General features: G+C 69.3%; 20 protein-coding genes. 12 read left to right on the top strand and 8 right to left on the bottom strand.

Features of this window, described 5'->3' with window-relative positions; genetic code table 11:
- Positions 1-137: 137 nt before the first annotated feature.
- From ACQP0P_RS00320 to ACQP0P_RS00310, 3 genes are all read left to right on the top strand, one after another.
- A complete protein-coding gene (locus ACQP0P_RS00320) occupies positions 138-371 on the top strand; it encodes a hypothetical protein (protein ID WP_433358797.1) in 234 nt (77 codons plus the stop codon).
- A gap of 248 nt (positions 372-619) precedes the next feature.
- Positions 620-1,411, top strand: a complete 792-nt coding sequence (locus tag ACQP0P_RS00315) for a hypothetical protein (RefSeq protein ID WP_433358796.1) — start codon at positions 620-622, stop codon at positions 1,409-1,411.
- Between the two features lie 155 nt (positions 1,412-1,566).
- The gene (locus ACQP0P_RS00310) at positions 1,567-2,664 is read left to right on the top strand and encodes a hypothetical protein (protein WP_433358795.1); all 1,098 of its coding nucleotides are present in this window, start codon (positions 1,567-1,569) and stop codon (positions 2,662-2,664) included.
- A 94-nt stretch (positions 2,665-2,758) separates the two neighbouring features.
- Here ACQP0P_RS00310 and ACQP0P_RS00305 read toward each other — a convergent pair whose 3' ends face one another.
- The 5 genes from ACQP0P_RS00305 to ACQP0P_RS00285 form a co-directional block, all read right to left on the bottom strand.
- Entirely contained in the window at positions 2,759-3,175 is a 417-nt protein-coding gene (locus ACQP0P_RS00305; RefSeq protein WP_433358794.1) for a hypothetical protein, read from the bottom strand.
- Between the two features lie 83 nt (positions 3,176-3,258).
- On the bottom strand, positions 3,259-4,230 hold the full coding sequence (locus tag ACQP0P_RS00300) for a hypothetical protein (RefSeq protein ID WP_433358793.1): 972 nt from the start codon (positions 4,228-4,230) through the stop codon (positions 3,259-3,261).
- Positions 4,231-4,462: 232 nt separating this feature from the next.
- The gene (locus tag ACQP0P_RS00295; RefSeq protein ID WP_433358792.1) at positions 4,463-5,341 is read right to left on the bottom strand and encodes a hypothetical protein; all 879 of its coding nucleotides are present in this window, start codon (positions 5,339-5,341) and stop codon (positions 4,463-4,465) included.
- 363 nt (positions 5,342-5,704) lie between these two features.
- Positions 5,705-6,787: an aldo/keto reductase gene (locus ACQP0P_RS00290; RefSeq protein ID WP_433358791.1), complete on the bottom strand. Its 1,083-nt coding sequence runs from the start codon at positions 6,785-6,787 to the stop codon at positions 5,705-5,707.
- Positions 6,788-6,883: 96 nt separating this feature from the next.
- Complete coding sequence (locus ACQP0P_RS00285) at positions 6,884-7,735, bottom strand: hypothetical protein (protein WP_433358790.1); 852 nt, start codon at positions 7,733-7,735, stop codon at positions 6,884-6,886.
- 201 nt (positions 7,736-7,936) lie between these two features.
- On the opposite strand from ACQP0P_RS00285, the gene ACQP0P_RS00280 reads away from it, so the two are divergent.
- The 7 genes from ACQP0P_RS00280 to ACQP0P_RS00250 all read left to right on the top strand — a co-directional run bounded on the left by ACQP0P_RS00280 (position 7,937) and on the right by ACQP0P_RS00250 (position 16,040).
- Positions 7,937-10,099 carry a hypothetical protein gene (locus ACQP0P_RS00280; RefSeq protein ID WP_433358789.1) on the top strand — a complete coding sequence of 721 codons (2,163 nt, stop codon included), beginning with the start codon at positions 7,937-7,939 and terminating at the stop codon, positions 10,097-10,099.
- A 101-nt stretch (positions 10,100-10,200) separates the two neighbouring features.
- Complete coding sequence (locus tag ACQP0P_RS00275) at positions 10,201-10,980, top strand: hypothetical protein (protein WP_433358788.1); 780 nt, start codon at positions 10,201-10,203, stop codon at positions 10,978-10,980.
- Complete coding sequence (locus ACQP0P_RS00270; RefSeq protein ID WP_433358787.1) at positions 10,977-12,221, top strand: DegT/DnrJ/EryC1/StrS family aminotransferase; 1,245 nt, start codon at positions 10,977-10,979, stop codon at positions 12,219-12,221. Before ACQP0P_RS00275 ends, ACQP0P_RS00270 begins: the two co-directional genes overlap by 4 nt.
- Positions 12,218-13,654, top strand: a complete 1,437-nt coding sequence (locus ACQP0P_RS00265; protein ID WP_433358786.1) for a formyltransferase family protein — start codon at positions 12,218-12,220, stop codon at positions 13,652-13,654. The genes ACQP0P_RS00270 and ACQP0P_RS00265 overlap by 4 nt, the downstream gene beginning before the upstream one ends.
- Positions 13,651-14,322 carry a hypothetical protein gene (locus tag ACQP0P_RS00260; protein ID WP_433358785.1) on the top strand — a complete coding sequence of 224 codons (672 nt, stop codon included), beginning with the start codon at positions 13,651-13,653 and terminating at the stop codon, positions 14,320-14,322. Before ACQP0P_RS00265 ends, ACQP0P_RS00260 begins: the two co-directional genes overlap by 4 nt.
- The gene (locus ACQP0P_RS00255) at positions 14,323-15,138 is read left to right on the top strand and encodes an endonuclease/exonuclease/phosphatase family protein (protein WP_433358784.1); all 816 of its coding nucleotides are present in this window, start codon (positions 14,323-14,325) and stop codon (positions 15,136-15,138) included. It begins immediately after the preceding gene.
- Positions 15,135-16,040 (top strand): carbohydrate kinase family protein, encoded by a 906-nt coding sequence (locus tag ACQP0P_RS00250; protein ID WP_433358783.1) that lies wholly within the window; start codon positions 15,135-15,137, stop codon positions 16,038-16,040. Before ACQP0P_RS00255 ends, ACQP0P_RS00250 begins: the two co-directional genes overlap by 4 nt.
- On the opposite strand, the gene ACQP0P_RS00245 is transcribed toward ACQP0P_RS00250, so the two are convergent.
- Positions 16,037-16,630: an NUDIX domain-containing protein gene (locus ACQP0P_RS00245; protein WP_433358782.1), complete on the bottom strand. Its 594-nt coding sequence runs from the start codon at positions 16,628-16,630 to the stop codon at positions 16,037-16,039. The genes ACQP0P_RS00250 and ACQP0P_RS00245 overlap by 4 nt on opposite strands.
- Before the next feature lie 374 nt (positions 16,631-17,004).
- Here ACQP0P_RS00245 and ACQP0P_RS00240 point away from each other — a divergent pair, with 374 nt between their 5' ends.
- Both ACQP0P_RS00240 and ACQP0P_RS00235 read left to right on the top strand, forming a co-directional pair.
- Positions 17,005-17,544 carry a hypothetical protein gene (locus ACQP0P_RS00240; protein WP_433358781.1) on the top strand — a complete coding sequence of 180 codons (540 nt, stop codon included), beginning with the start codon at positions 17,005-17,007 and terminating at the stop codon, positions 17,542-17,544.
- On the top strand, positions 17,541-17,987 hold the full coding sequence (locus ACQP0P_RS00235) for a hypothetical protein (RefSeq protein WP_433358780.1): 447 nt from the start codon (positions 17,541-17,543) through the stop codon (positions 17,985-17,987). Before ACQP0P_RS00240 ends, ACQP0P_RS00235 begins: the two co-directional genes overlap by 4 nt.
- On the opposite strand, the gene ACQP0P_RS00230 is transcribed toward ACQP0P_RS00235, so the two are convergent.
- Both ACQP0P_RS00230 and ACQP0P_RS00225 read right to left on the bottom strand, forming a co-directional pair.
- The gene (locus ACQP0P_RS00230) at positions 17,947-18,636 is read right to left on the bottom strand and encodes a hypothetical protein (protein WP_433358779.1); all 690 of its coding nucleotides are present in this window, start codon (positions 18,634-18,636) and stop codon (positions 17,947-17,949) included. The genes ACQP0P_RS00235 and ACQP0P_RS00230 overlap by 41 nt on opposite strands.
- Positions 18,637-18,708: 72 nt before the next feature.
- Positions 18,709-19,011 (bottom strand): hypothetical protein, encoded by a 303-nt coding sequence (locus ACQP0P_RS00225; RefSeq protein WP_433358778.1) that lies wholly within the window; start codon positions 19,009-19,011, stop codon positions 18,709-18,711.
- Between the last annotated feature and the right edge of the window lie 23 nt (positions 19,012-19,034).

Genomic DNA, 19,034 nt, shown 5'->3' with positions numbered 1-19,034 from the left:
GACGCCAGACAACTCGGTCCGCCTGATCAGCCATGCAGCGTAGGGGATGGGGCAGGCTCGAGATTGCGGCAAGGACGCTTAAGGAGCGCTTCCAATCACGAAGGAGCAGGTGCACCAGTGTGCGCAGGAGTGGCCCGGTGACGGGCGAAGCTACGGGCGCGCCGGGCATGAGCGTTTACGGCCTGCCGGCCCCGAGGATAGAAGACGTTATCCAGCAGGCGCTGGACACCCTTGGCGACGATCTTGAATACGCCGATGCCCGAACCGAACTGCACGCCGCCACCGGGGCGTTAGCTGCTGGAACAACCGCCGATGCGCGAGCACATATTGATCGGGCCTTGGCTCTCATCGACCGGGCATGCCCTATCTGACCTGTGTGAAGGTCACCGCTCGTATCGCTCGCCGATCTCGTTCGGGCGCGGTGTCCCGGGCGGGCGCTCCACCTTGAGCCTTCCCCGTGCGGCCACCCGAGACGGGTCGGCCGACACCCTCTCGGCCCAACCGCTCGGGGGTTCGTCGGTGGTCGGTTTCGCTGCCTTCATCTTCTCCAAACCTCTGTGGCAACTTTCCTGCCATAGTATTGTGGCAGGAAAGTTGCCACAGATTGGGAGGTTGTTAGGTGCGCGTCACCCACTACACCGTCACCCACAACAACGGCCGGCCGCTCGCTGACGCCAACCGTGCTCTCGCCGCGGCGTCACCGACGCTCCAGGCGAACGCGGTCAGTATCAGCGACGACGACCACAGCGTCGTCATCGACGACGGCATGGCCGTGGCGCTCGCCGCAGGCGTGGCCGCCTACACCCTCATCGGGCAGCGCGCCGAGGACCCCGGGGAGCGCAGAGCGACGCTCTACACAGGTGAGGAGGTCATCGCCAGCGCGACCGCGCTGGAGCAGCCCACCACCGCCCTGGATCACCTGCGATGGCTCACCGAACAGATACAGGCACTGGAGCGGCGGCGCCTGGCCGTGCTGCAGGCCACCGACCCGCCGATCAGCCGTGTGCGTGGCACGCGCACCAACGGGGTGTCGGACCGGGCCGCGGCGGCCGCGACCGGCTACAGCCACACCCAGATCGCCGAGAAGCGGGGACTGCCGCTGGCGCCCGAGGCCGCGCGCTGGCGCGCCCTGCACCTGCTCACCGAAGCGGGAATCCCACTCGGGACGGCGACGCCTTCGGCCGACAGCGCACTGGACGTCACCTTGTGGCATGAGACGCCTCGCGCCTACCTGACCGCCGCCCAGTACTCCGGCCTGGCCGGAGCGCGACAGGCGGCAGAGCTGATCACCAGAGCCGTCGTGGTGCTGGAGGAGGCGGGCCTTACCGTGAGCCTGCGCCGCACCGACGCCTATACCCTCGCCGGCACCAACGGCGGCACCGTGGACCTTCCGCAGTACTGGATCGACTGATTCGCCGTAGCTACACAAACCCCAGGTCAGGGACCTGAAGTAGTTTCGTCCATCTGTCATTAGCAGAGGACGGAAATTCTTATCGCCCCTTTGAGGGGTCCACGACCCGTCCCGCCCGGGACAGGCCGACCGACACCTCCAGGAGGGAAGCACCGATGAGAAACCCCCACGATGACCGCGCTCTGTTGGACATGATCCTCGACGGTGAGGAGCCGACAGCCGCTGACCGTGCCCGCTGGGCGCAGCGGGCCGAGGAACTTCAGCGCTACGAGGCCAGCCGTGGCCCCGCCGCCCTGGCGGCCCTGGCTCACGTCGTCGACGGCGACACCGTCGCTCTCGACGACGTCTGGCTGATGCTGCCCGAGTCAACGGGTATGGCCGCGGTCGAGGAGTTGGCCCGGTTGTCGGACAGCCAGGCCGCGCGCCGCCTGCGGGAGGGCTGCGCCGATCTGCACCGGCGCAGCGACCACGCCGTGTCAGTGTGGACTCAGCGTGAGGACAAGGACACAGTGCACCTCAACGCCTGGTGCGACCCGGAGGCCGGCGGGGTGCGGTGGTGGCTGGATGCTCACCTGCACCTGCGCACCACCGGCAACGGCTACCTGGTCGTCACCGCCACCCGGCCGATCCGCATGGCCGTGCGGGACGCGGATGAGGTGGTGACCGTCTACACCGGCACCGGCCCTTTGGTGGAGGTGGTCACCTCGTGGTGGAACCACCGGGAGGGCCGCTCCAGCCAGCGATACCGTGCCGGGCAGGCCCCGCTGGAGTACCCCGACCATGCCTTGTCCCTGGAGGACTGGCTGATCGTCCTGACCGAGGACGAGCGTCTGACCCCTTCCGACGACGTGGCAGGCGTCATGGCAAGCGTCATTTACTACGTCACCACTCATGAGCTCGGCCCCTATGACGGGCCTGCCAGCCCGGCAGGCGACAGCGCCCCGCCGGGAAACCGCCGCCTTGCTGCGATGGTGCCACTCAGCCTGCACGGACACGCCGCTGCGGCGTTCACCACCGTGGTGCCGCTTGACGTCGCCGAACGCCTGACCAGCCACAAGCTGCCCTCTTGGTACAGCCTCAAAGGCATCACCCACCTGGGCAACGGCGTGCTGATGCTGACCGCCTCGCGGGTCAACTATCTGATGGACGACCACGGCGAACCCTCCGAGGGCAGCGTGGTCTTCGTCGACGGGCAGCTGTCCCTGCTCGGCGACGACGGCGCCCGCTACCCTCTGAACCCGGTCGAGCTGTGACGTCCTTCCGTCGGCGATGAGCACCAGGCGCCCGCCCTTGACCGGGGCGGGCCAGTCGGGGCGCTGGATCGCTCGCGGTCTGGCCGGGGACGGATCACGGTGCGCCGTCTTGAATCAGCGCGGTCAGCTCACGCTCGTGTTCGAGATCGGCATCGGTGGCCGGGCGGCGGCACGCCACCCGCAGGCCACCGGCCTCGCCAGGCTTGAGTGACCAGTTGGCCACATACCCGCTGTCGAGAATGACCTCCCAGCCCGAGGCAGGGGCGCGCAGCTGACGCTCCACCGAAGTGATGACGACCTCGGCGGTGTGCGGGGTACGTAACTCCTCGAAGTACTCGCTCAGCACGTCGACAACGTGCTGAGCGTAGGCGGCCCAGGCGGCGCGCTCACTGAGGTCCTTTCCCCGGGGATGGGCGGCGGTGAGAGCGGTGGCCTGCACAGGGTCGGTGAGCTCCATCAACCGCTGGACCTGCTGGCGCAGGCGGCCGGGCCTTCTGCTGGAGTTCTTCACGCACAGAACTGTCACGGACCGCTGCAGGTCCCCTGCCTCTCGCGCGATCAAGCGCGGTCATAGCGTGGGGACCGTACGCCCCCTTAGTCGATGGAGGCTTTCTCATACGGAATACGTTCCTCAATGGGTGACAACAGGTCTCGCAGCCCTTGATTGTCCGCAGGGTTGACCCACAACGTTGTCCTCACGACCGTGCCGGCGATGTCGAACTCACCCAGGCGCCACCAAGCGAGCGCGAGGCCATGACGGGCGCGCAAGAAGGGGCGGTTCTGAATCGATGACCAGGCCATGACGCCGGTGAAGCGAGAGGGAAGGCTCAACTCACCAACGGCGACCCCGGTTTGGTAGTACCCCAGTGCTTCGATGATCGCGGCGCAACGCCGACGGTTGGCCGTCGTGGAGCGGCTGGCCACGGCGTCCGCTCGTGCGAGCGCCTCGTGGCCCGAGTGCGCCCAGGCGTCGATGTCGCGGTAGTTCGCGTTGCGGATCTGCTTCAATGCCCTCCGGTATGCGGCCTCGTCGCCGGTACGCCTGCGCTCGTCCAGGGCCCGATCCAATGGGACGTCGCTGTCTGCGCCGACGTACGGATCTGGCATCCGCCACATCTCACGCACGCCGGCTGCCTTCACCCACTGCCACCAGGTCCACTGCTGAGCGTCCCGGACGAGTTCGTCGTCATAGTCTTCCGGGTCCAGGTCCCAGCCGTCGGTCAGCGGATCGTAGCCCTCGCCTGGTGATCGCCGGGCCGGCGTCCGACCGGCGCTGTCGATGCGGATAAGAACCATGCGGGTCTCCGCCGAGACGTAATGGGCTGTTATCTCCTGCAGCCACACATACTGCGATGCCGGATCGGCCTCGGCGGGAAGCCCGATGGGGACCACCCGGGTCATGTTCTCGATGATCTCGCGCACGGTGTCTTCGACCTCGTCGTCGGACAGGGGATAGGAGAACGCCCCCTGAACGCGGGCCACCGCCACATGCCCGAACAGCGCCTCGCGGGTCAGCCCGGTCCGGTCGGCCAGCACGCCGATCAGTTGGTCATCCGCTGTGATCATGACGGGGCTCTTCTTTCCGGCGCGGCCGCTGTTCGTGGCGAGCTTACGTGCCCGGAGGGCCGGGCTGGTATCGAACGCACGATGAGGTCGTCTGCTCTCGTCAAGTTTTCCAACCGCCCAGCTTGAGCTGAACCCTAAGATGAGCGCAGGGCAAGCCGCGTGCGCCCCGGGCTGTTGATGAGGTCCCGCTCGTGACCGCGATCTGTGACCAGCGTTGCCGTTGACGGCTGGGTCAGCGGCTGAGGCCTCGGACCAGCGTGGATAGGAATCGAATCGAGTCCTCGACACGGTGCTTGATCGTGCGAAGGGTGGGGATGTCGAAGCGTCCTGCCGTGCCGTGTGTGCCCTTGTTGAACTGGGAGAACAGGTTCATCACGTCGTTGACGTTGGTCTCTATGAAGTCGCCCAGGGCCTCGTAGCTGGCGCCGTTCAGATCGAGCAGGTAACCGATCTTCTCTCGCCGCGCGACCGCCTTGCCGTCCGGTCCTCGCTCGCAGTTCGGCTTGGCTTGCAGCACCGCGGCGTCGGGAGCCTTCATGTTGATCAGTTCCACGATGACCTCGCGGGCGCTGGTGCAGAAATGTCGCGCAGCGTCGGGGTTTCGCGGATTGATCGCGAAGCGGGCGCCCTCCCAGCGGTTGTGCAGGTCTAGTGATAGGGCGGACAGTTCGTCGGTGAGCGACGTTTCCTCGGTCTCCTCCGCGTCGGCGGCTGTCTCGCCCAGGAGGGTGTTGGCGACGTGCGCGCTGTTGGCCGTCTCGGCTTCCGCCAAGTCGGCCAGCTCTTGTCCGCGCTCGTTCCACAGTGCGGACTGCTCGTCGACGTGGGAGTACGCGGTGTGCAGCGCGATGGTCGAGGTCTGCACCGTGACGTAGCGGGTCGTCGAGCGCTGGCGGTTGAGTCGCGCGATCTCGGCGTTGAGCCGCTGTCGATTGGAACGCACGCGCGCGTTGTACGCGCGCACGTCGCGGTTGTAGTCGTCGATGGCGCGCTTCACCTTGCGGTTGTGCGCCGTAACTTCGCGGTTGCGCTTGTCGACGGCCTGCTTCAGCTTACGGTTGTAGTCGTCGACCATGCGGTTGTACTGGGCCGGGGTGACCTTTCGTGGCATTTCAACCTCCGCGCGCAACGGTAACGCCAGACGTACGACAGAAACGGCGGGCAGCGCCGGGGTCCTTCCTGTTTGCTGTGTCGCTCAGGATAACTCTCCGGGCCGACAGCCCGCCTCTGACTATCGAGCGTGAGCGAACCGATCAGGACCACCTGCGATTTCGTGTGCGACACGCACCTGACCGTTGACAGTGTGGTGAAGAAGCCGAGGAGTCGTGTGCCAGCCCCTGTCGAGGATGACTCGATCCGGTGATGGGTTACCCGCAAGTTCCCCAGAGCTGTTGGCGGATGTCGCGCCGACCTGTACAGCTCATCGACATGAGAGGGTGAACTCGGCTCGAGGTGCGGGGCGCGCCGGTGTGCCTCACTCGTCGAGGAACACGTGGCCGTCGGTGTCGAGGCGCTGCTGCGCCGCCGAGATGACGGTGCGGGCGTGAGTGAGATCGGCGAGGGAAGGCACCCGGTTGATCGCGGTGATGTTGGCGTGGATCTGGGTGGGGTTGGTGAAGCCGGTCAGGACGACGGCGTTGCGGGTGCGGTTGAGGCAGGACCACAAGGCGAGGGCGAGCAGGTCATGCTGCTCGGGCGCGATGGTGCTCTGGATCTCGGCCAGGGCCTCATCCAGGACGGCCAGGGCGGGCGCGGTGAACCAGCGTTTGCGGGCCCGGTGGTCGCCGTCGGCGAAGCGGGGCGGCTGCTCGGGCCGATGGGAACGGGTCAAGAGCCCCTGGCCGAGCGGCTTGTTGATCAGGACCCCGCAGCCGTGCTGGTCAGCGAAGGCGAAGACGCCCGCGGAGCTGGCCTCTGGGGTCAGCAGGTTGTCGCGCGTGGCCAGGACATCGGGCTGGACCTGGTCGAACAGTGCCCGGAAACGGGCGATCTTGTCGCCGCGCAGCGCGGGCGGGGTGGACAGCCGGTCGGGGGCGAAGCGGTGCGGGCCGCGCAGGCTGATCGCGTGGATGAGGCCTTCGGCTTTGAAGGCGTGCATGGCCTCGATCGCGGGCTGCAGCCACCGGTCGTCTTCGCCGAAGTCGTGGTGGTGCAGCCCGTAGATGTCGAGGTGGTCGGTGCCGAGGTTGTCGAGGCTCTGCCCGAGTTGGCGGCGCATGTGGGCGGGGTCGAAGCCGTGGGCGGCGGTGCCGGCGAAGTAGCCGACCTTGGAGGACACGACGATCTGCTCGCGGGGGACCTGGGCGATCAGCTGTCCGAGCCGTCGTTCGGACAGGCCGTGGCCGTAGACATCGGCGGTGTCGAACAGCCGGGCGCCCAGCTCCCACGCGGTCTCCAAGCCGGCGATGGCGGCCGCCTGGTCGGCGCCGGTGGCCCAGCCCATCGGCATGCCGAGGTTGTGGTCGGGGCCGCCGATCGCCCAGCAGCCGACGCCGAGAGCGGGGACGGTGATGCCGGTACGGCCGAGGGTGCGGGTCGGCAGCGGGTGCGAGGTCATCGGCAGGGCCTCTCGAGCGACAGCGGGGCAGAAGATCTCATCATGCGCGCGCCGGGTGGCGGTGCGGGGGTGCTTCCTCCAATCCGGCCTGTGGGTTCAGGCGGGGCGGCTGTCGCGGAGGATGGCCTGCCACTCCTCGGTGATGAAGTCATACAGGTCGCCGGGGCGCGCACACACGAAGACGGGGACGCTGGCGGCCCGGGTACGGGCGTGGCTGTAGAAGCCGAGCACGGCGGTGTCGTCGAGCCGGTAGAAGGAGAACATACGATCGCCAGCCCGGTAGTAGATCTCGATGGTGGCGCCGGGCTCGGTGCGCAGCGCGGCGTAGTCGGCCTCGGTGGCGATGATGCGCCGCCGCAGTTCCTCGGTGGTCAGGTCGAATCGGTCGGCCAGGACGGCGACGGTGAGCGGGTCGTCGGGGTCGGCCAGCACCACGCGGATGCGGGCACCTGGCCGGGCAGCCAGGCGAGCTAGGTCGCGGGCGTGCATCCGGGCCCAGGTCTGCCCGTAGGCCATGTAGACGTCCAGCTCGCGCACATCGGCGAACAGCGCGCTCCACTGCATGTCGGTGAGATAGGTCGTGCCGATGCGGGTCAGGCCGGCGGCCCGGACATCGGCCACGATGTCCGCGCTCAGCGGCCGGTGCTCCGGGGTCTCGGCGGCGAGCGCGGCCAGCCGGTTCCACGCCACCAGCCAGCGCGGATCCTTTGCGGGGTTGACCCCGCACGCCTGCAAAAAGGTGATCATCAGTAGCTTGCGCGGCAGGCGCCGGCCGCTGAGCATGTCGCCGGTGGTGCTGCGGGGAAGGCTGCGCCCCTGCCGGCGCGCGCGCTGCTCCAGCTCCCGCAGCGAGGGGTTACCCGCCAGCAGCTGCACGCGACGCAGGCACGCCGCGAGGTCGGCCGCGGTGTGCGCCTGGGTGGGGTCGAGATCGTCTGGAGGTGACACGAGCTTCCTCATCGAGGGCGTGCAACTGTCCGAAACTGTCCGAGCAGTGTAGCGAGGTGATCACCTGGCAGCGGGCCCATCCCAGCCAGGCGCATGCGGGCCTGCGGCGGATGAGTCCGGGTCCGTCCGCGCCTCTTGGCGCCCCCCGTGCGATCGCGTGTGCTGGCTTGGAGGAGTCCGATTGGGGACAGGAGCGAGCCGATGACCACGACCATCGCCCACCAGCGCACGGCCATCGTCGACGAGGCCTGGGGCGGACGGCTGCTCACCGCGGTCGAGCACGCCACCGGCGAGCGGCTGGGCCAAGACCGGCGCGACGAGCTGCTGCGCATCCCCGCCGCCTGGCCGAACGAGCTGCGCGCCGCCCTCACCGACATCCTGCCGGGGAAGGTCAGCCTGACCGGCACCCTCGACCAGCGGCTGCTGATCGCCGAACGCGCGCCGGCCCTGGGCGGATGGACGTTCGCCGACCTTGAGGGCCGCCCGCACGCCGAGCGGGACTGGCCCGCCTGGACGGCCGGACGGCTCAGGATCGACCAGCCGGGGACGTGGGTGTCCGGCGGACACCTCAGCGCGGACGGCGCCGAGCGGCTGCAGCGGCCCCGCGTGCTGCTGGCCTCGCTGTATCACCCGGAGTGGTTCCCGCTGCCGCGCTTCCCACTGGCGATCTCCGACCTGGCCCGCGCCGCCCGCCGCACGCTGCTCGGCCAGATCACCCTGGTCGACATGCAGCTGAAGGTGAGCTTCACCGACCTGCTCGCGACGATCGCCGCGACCGACCCCGACATCGTCGGGGTGTCGGCGACGTTCGGCCAGCACGACCTGATGATCGCCCTGCTCGATCACCTGTACGCCTTACCGCAGCCGCCGCTGGTCCTGGCCGGGGGCAGCCTCACCGTCCGCAACCAGGCGCTCCTGCTCGACGCCTACCCCCGGCTGCTGATCGCCCGCGGCGCCGGTGAGACCACGATCGCCGACACGCTCGGCCACTACCACGGGGACCTGCCGCTGGAGGAGATCCCGGGCCTGGGCTACGCCGGCGCCGCGCGCGGCGGCGCCCTGGCCGTGCGGTCGCGGCAGCGCACCGCGAAGGTGCCCAACGCCCGCCTGGTGGACTTCCTGCCCGAACTCGACCTGCTGGAGCGCACCCTGGACTGCCACGGGGTCGCGCAGGCGGAGGCCTCGCGCGGCTGCACCTCGGCGTGCAGCTTCTGCCCGCGCAGCCACAAGGGACTGTGGGCGGCGGGCTCGGTCCAGCAGCTCGCCGTCATACTGCCCGAACTCACCCGCACCTTCGACCGGCACCCGGACACCTCCAAGACCCTCTACCTGGTCGATGAGGAGTTCTTCGGCCGCGACCAGGACGCCGTCGCCCGCGGGCTGGAGTTGGCGGGCCTGCTGCACAGCGAGGGCTTCGCCTGGGAGTCCTCTTGCCGCATCGATCAGGTCGTCCGGCCGGAGGAAGACCGCGCCTGGCATGTGGAGCGAGCCCGGATGTGGCGGCGCCTGGGCGGTCTTGGGCTGCGCCGGATGCTGTTCGGTGTGGAATCGGGCGTCGACTCCATCTTGGCCCGGTTCAACAAGGACACCACCGGCGAACAGAACGCCCTGGCGATCCGCACCCTGAGCGCGCTCGGCGTTCCCACCCGCTTCACCTACATCACCTTCGACCACCTGATGAACCTCAAGGAGCTGCGCGCCACCCACGCCTTCCAAAGGCGGACCGATCTGCTGCTGACCCCGCAGCCGCACCTGAGCGCAGAGGAGATCGTCGACGGTGTCCGCGACCCCGGCTGGGTCGCCGCGCACGCGACCGGCCGGCCCTTCCACACCGGCATCTCCTACATGCTGGTCTCGATGGAGTGCCTGATCGGCGCCGCCTATACCCGCGCGGCGACCGCACACGGGCTGACCGGAGCGATCGACCCCAGCATGGGCCGCGTCGAGGCGCGCTTCGCCGACCAGCGCATCGGCATCTGCTCCGTGCACGCCCAGATGTGGGTGGATCGGACCTTCGCCCTCGACTACACCCTCAAAAGCCTGGAGAAGATCGTGGACGGGCCGCAACGGGCGGCCCTGCACACCGCCCGGGTCACCATCCGCGCCGCCGCCTACACGCTGCTCACCGCCATGCTCGACCTCATCGATCACACCGGCCCTGGCGCGGAGCTGGGCGAGCAGGCACTGCGCGCGCTGATGGACGAGCAGCTGAGCCGCCTCCAAAGCGCCCTCGCCGCCCCCGTCGGCCAGGCACTGCCGCTGCTGTCCCCTGGCAACGCCGAACTCCTGCGCACCGAGCACCGGCGCTGGCTCGCCGGGGCCGGCTGGAGGCTCATCAACGCCGCCGACGCCTGCGGCACCTGACCGGTCTGGGTCGCAACGCGGGAAAGCCAGGGCGAATCGGGTGGCACCGGGTGAAGATCGAGCCAGCACCACCCACATCAGCGGAAGGGGAGAAGAGCACCGTGGCGGAACGGCAGAAGCGCAAGCAGGCGCGGCGGGGACGGCTGATCGTTTTAGAGGGCCCCGACGGGATCGGCAAGACGACCTTGGCCCAAGGCCTGGCCGACACCACCTACGAGGACACCGTCGACCAGGACACCGTCGACCAGGACATCGCCGGCCAGGCCACCGGCACCGCGCCTGCGGCTGCGGCCGGGCCGCGGCTGGTGTTCGTGCCACGCCGGCAGATCAGCCGGACCTCCCCCTACGCCCGCACCCTCATGACCCAGCTGGCCACCATGCTGTGGCACTCCGGCGACGCCCCCGACCTGCCCGACGGCTTCTGGGTCACCTTGCAGGCCTCCTGGTACAGCGCGCTGCGCACCACCGTGGTGGACCCCGTCCTCGACGCCGGCCACGACGTGATCATGGACGGCTGGTGGTTCAAGTTCTTCTCCAAGCTCCTGCTGCAGGGCTGGGCACAATCGGACCTCGATGTGATCTTCGGCCGGGTGACGGGCCCGGACGCGGTGATCGTGCTCACCGCCGACCTCGGCACCCTCTACGACCGGCGCGAGGACTTCCAGCCCCGTGAGATGGGCATGCACGCCGGCGTGAGCGACTACGGCCGCCAGGCGTTCATCACCTACCAGCACGACGGGCTCAAGAACCTGCTCGCCTACGCCGACCATCACGGCTGGCCCGTCCTGGACCTGGACGCGGCCGCACCCGTCGCCGACACCCTCGACCAGGTGCGGCCCCTGATCGCCCCACTGCGACGAGTAAAAGGAGAGTCCCTGTGACGAGGAACGCGCTGGCCGCCCACGGCGGCCCCATGACCCTGCAAGCGCCCAAGCCGCACTACCAGTGGCCCATCATCGACGCCTCCCTGGAGAAGGCGATCCTCGACCAAGCCCACCGCTCCCTGTCCGACCGCGATGCCAACGGCATCACCGGCGAGTACGAGCAAGCCTTCGCCGCCCTCCTCGGCCTCCAGCCCGGTCAGGTCGTGTCGATGGCCTCTGGGACCGCCGCTATCCACGCCATGAGCCGCATCCTCGGCCTGCGCCCCGGCGACGCGATCCTCGCCCCCGCCTACACCTTCCTGGCCACCGCCTCCCCGTTCGCCTTCGACGGCATCGAGGTCGTCTTCTGCGACGCCGACCCCGCCACCGGGACCGTGACCGCGGAAAACCTGGCCGATCGCATGCAGCCGAACGTGAAAGCGGTGATCGTCACCCACATGTGGGGCATCCCGTGCCCGATGGACGAGATCGCCGCCTTCTGCGCCGAACACGACCTGGCCCTGCTGGAGGACTGCTCCCACGCCCACTTCGCCCGCTGGGACGACCGGCCCGTGGGCACCTGGGGCGATCTGGCCGTCTTCTCCACCAACCAGAAGGCCATCACCACCGGTGAAGGCGGCCTCCTTGTGGCGCGCGACCCGCGCCTGCGCGAGCTCGCCGTCTTGTACGCCCACTACAACAAACGCTCCCGCGCCGAGATCGACCCCGGCGCCAAGCACTACCCGTTCGCCTTCACCGGCATGGGCCTCAAAGAGCGGATGACCACGCTCGGCGCCGCCATCGGCGTCCACCAGCTCGCCCGCGCCACCCGTATCGAAACCCACCGCCGCCACAACCTCGACACCTTCACCAAGGCCCTGGCCGCCAACCCCCTCATCTCCCCCGTCGTCGCGCCCGAGCGTGGCGCCCACGGCCTGTACGTCCTCGGCTTGCGCTTTCACCCCGGCCAGGCCAGCGTGACCCGCGACGAGTTCGTCCAGCTGTGCGTCGCCGAAGGCGCGCTCGAGGTCGACGCGCCCGGCTCCACCCGCGACATCTCCACCGAACCGCTGTTCGCCCGCCGCGACCCGTTCGCCCCCTGGACACCCGCCCCGACCCACCCGGCCGACCTGCCCGGCGTCACAGCCTTCCAGGACGCTTTCATCAAGATCCCCGCCTGGGGATACCCCGGGGACGAGGAATTACTGGATGGCTACCTCGCCGCGCTGGCCAAAGTCAGCGAGCACGTGGCCCGATGACCACCCGCCCCGACACCAGCGCCGGCCACCACAACGACGCCGACGCGCAGAACCGGCCGCCGGTGGCCGAGGTGATCGACGCCGACTTCACCCCCGCACACATCCTCGCCGCACCCCCCCGCACCGGCCGCCCGGCGGCGCCGGGCCCGAACGCGGGGGTGGCCGAAGCCGCACTGACCGGCCGTTGGTGGCAACCTGACCTCACCGCACCGGCCAGGTCGTACGACGCCGTGCCCAGCACGGCGTACGGCGCCGCGCGCGGGGCACCGCCCGGCCCTGTGGCCTACCTTGTGGCCGAGCCGGCGGGCGAAACGGCGCCCCTGGAGGCTGCGTTCGCGGAGCCGACGGCGTCTGTCCGCAGATGCGACGCCGAACTGCTGCACCGCTTCGAGACCTCCCGGCTGTGGCGGCCGCCGGTGGAAGCGCACACTCGTGCCCTCACCCCCGCCGCGGCGAAGGCGTGGCTGCTGCTTGCCCGCCACTGGCTCGGGGTCAGCGCCGCCAGCGGCGACCTGCGTTTCCTTAACGCCGCCTGCAAGCTCCTGGGCACCGTCTGGATGCGTCAGCACGCCGACCGGTGGAGCACACCGGATCTCCTGCCGGACATCCAGGCCACCGCCGTCTTGGTGGATGCGGCTTGCGCCGAGCTGGCCGAGTGTCTCTCTCGCCGCGCGCTGCCTCCCATGTCCTCACCAGTCGTGCCCGAGCCGGCCGGTGAGCCCTTCGTTGTTGCGGCCGCCGGGCAGCTGAAGACCGTGATCCTGGCCGGAGCCGGATCCAGCAGCCCAGCGGCCATCCTCCCGCACGCGCGCGGCCTCGGCGTCGAGGTCTCCGCGGTGTGCTGGTACGGCTCACCGCCCGAGCAGGAGGTGACCTCTGCCTACGACAGCGCCTGGTACCCGCCTGCTCCGCGACGCGCGCCCCGCCCGGCGCCGGATCTGCCGGCCGCCCAGTCGCACGTCACCGGCTGGCAAGACGTCGCAGCCGTCCTGGCCCGGTGGCAGCCGGACCTGCTCATCCTGCTCGGCATGCCCATCGTCCCCGCCGACATCCTGGCCCTGCCGGCGGTGGGCACCCTCAACGCGCATAACGGGGCGCTGCCCACCTACCGCGGCATGGACGCCGTCGCCTGGGCACTGCTCAACAACGACCCGATCATCTGCACCGTCCACCAGGTGACCGCCGGCGTCGATGCCGGCCCCGTCCTGCTCACCCAGCCCGTCCCGTTCCACCCCGCGCCGTCCTTGCGCCGACGCGTGAAGTCCACCCAGCTCACCCTCCTGGCGGCCGTCACCGCCCACATTGTCACCGTCGGCCGCCTGCCCGACGGCCACCGCCAGCCCGCGCACCTGGCCAGGCAGTTCTATCGCCTGCACCCCCACCTCAAGCGCATCATGAACGCATCCCCCTACGGAACGGGAAACCAGCGATGATCACCACCGAGCACGCCGCCTTCCGCGGCCTGGCCGACCTCGACTGGAACGACACCGGCGCCATCCTCGACGGCTGCCAGCCCGTCTACGACGCCATCACCACCGAACCCGGCCTGCTGTCGGCCCTCCTGGACGCGATCCCCGGCGACCCCGCCCTGGCGGGCATGTGCGAACGCTACGACTTCCTCGACAAACTCGTCCTGCATGCCGACGGCGACATCCGGATCCGGCTGCACCTGTACCGGTCCGGCTACTACGACCGGCCCCACCACCACCGCTGGTCGTTCTTCTCCGGCATCTACCGCGGCCAGTACCTGCACCGCATCTTCGGCGCCGACACCGACTTCGGCGAGCACACCGACCCCCGCGCCCTCGCCCCGATCCTGGTGCGCCGCGAACACCCCGGATCCAGCTACGCCCTTGAGCACACCACCGTCCACACCGTCCAAGCCGATGCCGACACCATCTCCATCCTCGTGCGCGGCCCCGCCACCCGCGACCGCTTCCTCATCCTCGACACCGAGAACGGCACCTGTTTCTGGGTGTACGGCGCGGCCAGCGAAACCCCTGAACAGCGAGCGGCCAAGCAGATGAAACCGGGCCAGCTCGCCGACACCATCCGCCGCGTCAAGCACCTGACCGGCCTCACCGACCTCCAGGAGCAGTAAATGCCCGACGACGTCATCCAAGGAGCGCTGTTCGGCAGCCTCGATGCCGAGCCCGCCGTCCCCGCCCCAGCGCCGGGCGAACTACGCGTGTGCGCCCTCAACATCAACAACCCCAGCGTGCAGCACGCCCAGCAGACCCTCGCCTGGTTGCTGGCCGGCCGCAGCGATGTGCTGGTCCTGACCGAACTCAAAGCCTCCGACGGCGCCAAGCTGATCATCAGCGGGCTGGCCGCCGAAGGCTTCGAGGTCTGCCTCCCACCGGGCTGGGCCGACGGTTCCTACTTCACCGTGGTCGCCACCCGCGGCCTGCCCCAGACATCCGTGGACGGCCCGGGCGACCCCCGCGTCGTCGCGGTCGACGTCGAGCACGCCAGCCGGCAGATCCGCATCATCGGCTTGTATGGGCCGACCAACGGCATGACCACCGACAGCAGCGACCGGCGCCGCGCTTTCCAGAAGACGTTCCTCGAATACCTCCACACCGCTCTGCGCCCGCGGCTTTTGCTGGCCGGTGACCTCAACGTCGTCGAACCCGGCCACCAGCCGCCCCTGGCCTCCTTCGAAGAACACGACTACGCCTTCTACACCGGTCTGCAACGCCTCGGCCTGGCCGACGCCTTCCGCCAAGCCCACCCCGCCGCCCGCGACCACAGCTGGATCAGCGACCGCTACGGCGCCCAGCGCCTGGACCACCTGTTCGCCACCCCGGCCACCGGCACTCTCGTGAACTGCGGCTACGACCACACCCCCCGCACCAGCCACATCACCGACCACGCCGCCCTGCTCGCCACCTTCGCCCTGGGCACCTCCGCGTGAGCTCCACCGCGGTGCATTGCTTCAGCTACCTGGCCGCCACCCACACCCTGCATGTCGACGCCTACCCAAAGCTCAACTACGGGGTCGAGGTGCAGGCCAGCGACCGGTTCGTGGCCGGCGACGGGCCGCTGATCGCGGGGATGCTCACCGCGCTCGGCCACCCTGCCGCGCTGTTCAGCAACCCGGTCGCCGACGACCCCGACGGCCACACCATCACCGCGCGGCTCCAGGACTGGGAGGTGGGCCACCGCCCCGCCCCCGGCATCGCCGCGCACACCAGGGTCAACACGGTCATCGCCGACCAGGCCGGGAACCGGACCTGGTTTTCCGGACTCAAAGGCATCACCGCCGAACTCGACGGCATCGACCCGCACGCCTTCGCCGCCGCACCGACCGTCTACCTCGACTGCTACGAGGTCCTGGGCGACACGCCCCGCCTCCTGCTGGATGCCGCCCTGCTCACCCGACGCCGTGTTGTGATCAACCTCGGCGGATCACCCACCCCACCCTGGCTCCGAGCGGCCGTCCAGCCACACGGCCGCGTCGGCGTCCTGCAGACGAACGCCGACGAACACCACCTGGCCGCTGCCGAGCAGACGCTGCGCGAGCTGACCGACCTCGGCGTCGCCGACCTCGTCGTCGTCACCCTCGGTCGCAACGGCGCCATCGGCCGCACCCACACCGGCGAGGTCTTCGCGGTCCCGGCCCTCACGGTGACCGTCCATCAGGTCCAGGGCGCTGGATCGGCCTTCAGTACCGCACTGATCCACGCGCTGAGCCAAGGAGCAGCCGCCGAACAAGCCGCCGCGATCGCCTGCCGGGCGGGCAGCTTGTGGTGCAGCCGAACCCCGCACGGCCCGCTGCCGACGCTCTGCGACCTCCAGCCGCACCAGCCCGGCTAGCGGACGGGAGCCAGTTCCAGCGCGCAGGTGAGTTTGGCCATGAACCGGTGCATCTGCGGGTCGAAATCCCCGACCCATGCCTCAGCATCGTCCAAGGCGAACCATCGCCACGCCGAGAACTCCGCCGGATCGGGAACAATCTTCACCGTCTGGCTGGCCGAGAAGACGAACCACAGCGTCACATCGGTGTGCGGGTGCGGCGGACGCGTCTCGGTCACCGTCAGGAAGAACGGGTCCGCGCCGAACCTCGGGTGGAACGGCGGGGCGATCTTCAACTCCTCATCCAGCTCCCGAACGACCGTGACCTGCGGATTCTCATCGGGGTCCACGTGCCCGCCGGGCATGAGCCATGCCTTGGCCTTGGCGTGATCCACAAGCAGAAGCGTTCTGGCCGCCTCATCCAACAGCGCGGCATAGACCGCTAGATGCCGGTGCGGAGTCGCCGGCTTGGCCGTACGAAACAGCGGATGACCGGCATCGATCCAATCGAGCATCCACCGCTGGTCGGCGGACTCGCGTTCGTCATATGGCGCGACGGCCTGAACGAGATCTCGAACAACTAGCCGCGGGTCAAGCTGCCTGCCAGGCATCGGACACCTTCCGCTGATGGACGATCTGGTGAACCTCCAGCCCCTCCACGCTCACCAGTGCAGGCACCCTACCGACCACAGGCCACCGCACGCCCGGCCATCAGCAGGACTCCTCCACCGGCGAGTCGGCGACGCGCGACACTTCTCCCGTGCGGGCTTCCCCGCTCGTCTGGTACGTCTGTCCCGCAGTTCGTCGGCCTTCTCGATCGGATCGGTGATCTTGCCTTCTCCGGCCGTGAAGTCCAGCACCCTACCGGCTACTCGGCCGGCGCGGTCGACGTCTCCTCGCCAAAGAACCGGGCCTCTTCGCAGACCGAGCGCGGTCTACGGCAAACCTCGGGCATATGACCCGGCCTCGGCGTACCGTCACGGTCGTGGCCCTTCGCTTCGGTTCGGAACCCGGCCGACACGCGGGAAGCGGTCAAGTCGCCGGTCGCCACGATGCTCGCGACCGTCAGTCCGCCATGGAGGGGGATTTCACGATGAGCGAATCGTCGCCGATCGAGTCGCAGTGGCTCCGGCGAGTGCGGCTGACCGCGCAAGGTGCGGTCATCGTGCTGGGAGCGGTGCTGATGGTGTGGCTCTCGCTCACCGACCTGCTGGCATGGGCAACGTCGCCGCAAGGGCTCGGCCAGGCGGCGTTCTGGGCGTGGCTGGTGGCGCTCTGGCTGACCCTCTCCCCCGTCGTGCTGGCGCTGCAAGCTGGAGTGGACTGGAAACGCGGCTACAGCGCGCGCCGAATACTCATCGCCGCATGGGCTTTGGTCGTTCTTTCCACCGTCATCCAATGGGATGCCGACAGCTCCTGGTTCGAGATCATCTCCAGGCCCATCGTGCTGGCCATCATGCTTTTGATGCTGCGGCCCGTCGATGCCGTCGATGCCGACCCCGAAAAAGACAACAGTGATGGATGAGTTCCGACCGCCGCGCGCCCAACGGCGCCGCGCCCACCGCGGCCGCCGCCGGGCTGAGCGCGCTGCCCGCCTACATTCCCCGCGCCCACGACGCGGCGCTGGCCGCTGTGGTGGACGAGGTACAGGCCCGCGGACGCAGCCGGATGGTGGTGCTGGTCGGCGGGTCCTCAACGGGCAAGACCCGCGCCTGCTGGGAAGCGATCCGTAGCCTGCCAGCACCGTGGCGGTTGTGGCATCCGATCGATCCCGGGTGGGCGCAGGCCACGCTGGCCGGCTTAGAGGAGGTGAAGCCGTACACGGTGGCAGGAGAGAGCTCCGGCAACCTGCGGGCCGGTTCGGGCCCGGTCTGGCGCGGCCACTCGACGCGCCGACCGCCGGGAAGCGGCGACCCCGTCGAAAGCATCACTTCCGCAGATGCGGATCAATCCGCTGCCAGATGGTGAGGTTGTCCTCCCGCGTTGACCAGTGCGGCAACTCGATCAGTTCGCTCTGCCGCCAGCCGTCGGCCAGCGTGGGGTAGAAGTCCCCGGGGCCTGCGTTGCCCAGGGCCCCGGTGATGAGGGCGACCGTGGCCGGTCGGTACCGGCGCAGGATGTCGCTCAGGTATTCGGTTCCGGGTCGCGGTGGCCAGCAGACGAACAGCGCCCGGCCGGGATACTGGGCCACCAGAGTGTGGTCCCCGGTCTGCACCGTGGTCCAGTTCGGTGCGACCGCAGCCGGGTGCCCCGGGACTGCTCCGGTCAGCCAGTGGTTACGCTCCGGGGGGTGCTCGTCGTAGGCCAGCACGTCGGCGTCCAGGTCGCGCAGCAGCCGGGCCCAGTATCCGGCGCCCGCGCCGACCTCGATCAGCGGCCCCAGCCGCAGCAGGTGCTCCAGCGCGGTCCGGGTGGGGATGGCGTGGGCATACAGGGTGAGCAGGTCATCCCTGCCGAGTTCAGTGATGACCTTTCCACAGCGGTCATCGAAGTCGGCCTTTCGGGTGAAGTGCTGCCACCACCGGAAATAAGACGGCTCGTCACCGTCCCACGCCGCGGTGCGGTCCAGCGGATCGGGCAAGCCCTCGGGTACGAGAGGCGCGGACACAGCAGGCATCGGGGCCTCCATCAACGGATCGATAAGCCGAGCAGCATGCCAGCGGCAAAAGCTCAGGTCCACCTCCAAGGGTCATCCCACACCGACCAGTGTGCTCCAGCCGTCCGATCCGATCGGCATGACGATTTCACCGACGCGGACAGCGTCGACGCGAGTGGCCACGACGAGGCGAGCGGTCAGCTGACCGCTCTCCTTTAGGTCCTCACGCACCTCCAGCTCCGTGACCTTGATGGACGTGGCCAGAAAGGTACTCCAGACGCTCAGATCGCGTAGCAGTTCAGCGTGCTCGGTCGTAGTGACGGCGCCGGTCCACGCCACCGCCCGCCTCCGCGGGCCGAAAGCCGCGATCGCCTGGACCTCGACGCCGTCGACCACACCCCCCGCGATTACCCCCGGCC

The organism is Streptosporangium sp. CA-115845 (genome assembly GCF_050943795.1).
Lineage (GTDB): Bacteria > Actinomycetota > Actinomycetes > Streptosporangiales > Streptosporangiaceae > Streptosporangium.
The sequence above is the reverse complement of the archived record's forward strand: the minus strand, read 5'-3'. Positions and strand labels throughout refer to the sequence as shown.

Coding starts and splice junctions, on each gene's coding strand:
- ACQP0P_RS00310 (WP_433358795.1), top strand. CDS start 1,567: ATGAGAAACCCCCACGATGACCGCGCTCTGTTGGACATGATCCTCGAC.
- ACQP0P_RS00300 (WP_433358793.1), bottom strand. CDS start 4,230: ATGATCACAGCGGATGACCAACTGATCGGCGTGCTGGCCGACCGGACC.
- ACQP0P_RS00295 (WP_433358792.1), bottom strand. CDS start 5,341: ATGCCACGAAAGGTCACCCCGGCCCAGTACAACCGCATGGTCGACGAC.
- ACQP0P_RS00290 (WP_433358791.1), bottom strand. CDS start 6,787: ATGACCTCGCACCCGCTGCCGACCCGCACCCTCGGCCGTACCGGCATC.
- ACQP0P_RS00280 (WP_433358789.1), top strand. CDS start 7,937: ATGACCACGACCATCGCCCACCAGCGCACGGCCATCGTCGACGAGGCC.
- ACQP0P_RS00265 (WP_433358786.1), top strand. CDS start 12,218: ATGACCACCCGCCCCGACACCAGCGCCGGCCACCACAACGACGCCGAC.
- ACQP0P_RS00260 (WP_433358785.1), top strand. CDS start 13,651: ATGATCACCACCGAGCACGCCGCCTTCCGCGGCCTGGCCGACCTCGAC.
- ACQP0P_RS00255 (WP_433358784.1), top strand. CDS start 14,323: ATGCCCGACGACGTCATCCAAGGAGCGCTGTTCGGCAGCCTCGATGCC.
- ACQP0P_RS00245 (WP_433358782.1), bottom strand. CDS start 16,630: ATGCCTGGCAGGCAGCTTGACCCGCGGCTAGTTGTTCGAGATCTCGTT.
- ACQP0P_RS00235 (WP_433358780.1), top strand. CDS start 17,541: ATGAGTTCCGACCGCCGCGCGCCCAACGGCGCCGCGCCCACCGCGGCC.
- ACQP0P_RS00230 (WP_433358779.1), bottom strand. CDS start 18,636: ATGCCTGCTGTGTCCGCGCCTCTCGTACCCGAGGGCTTGCCCGATCCG.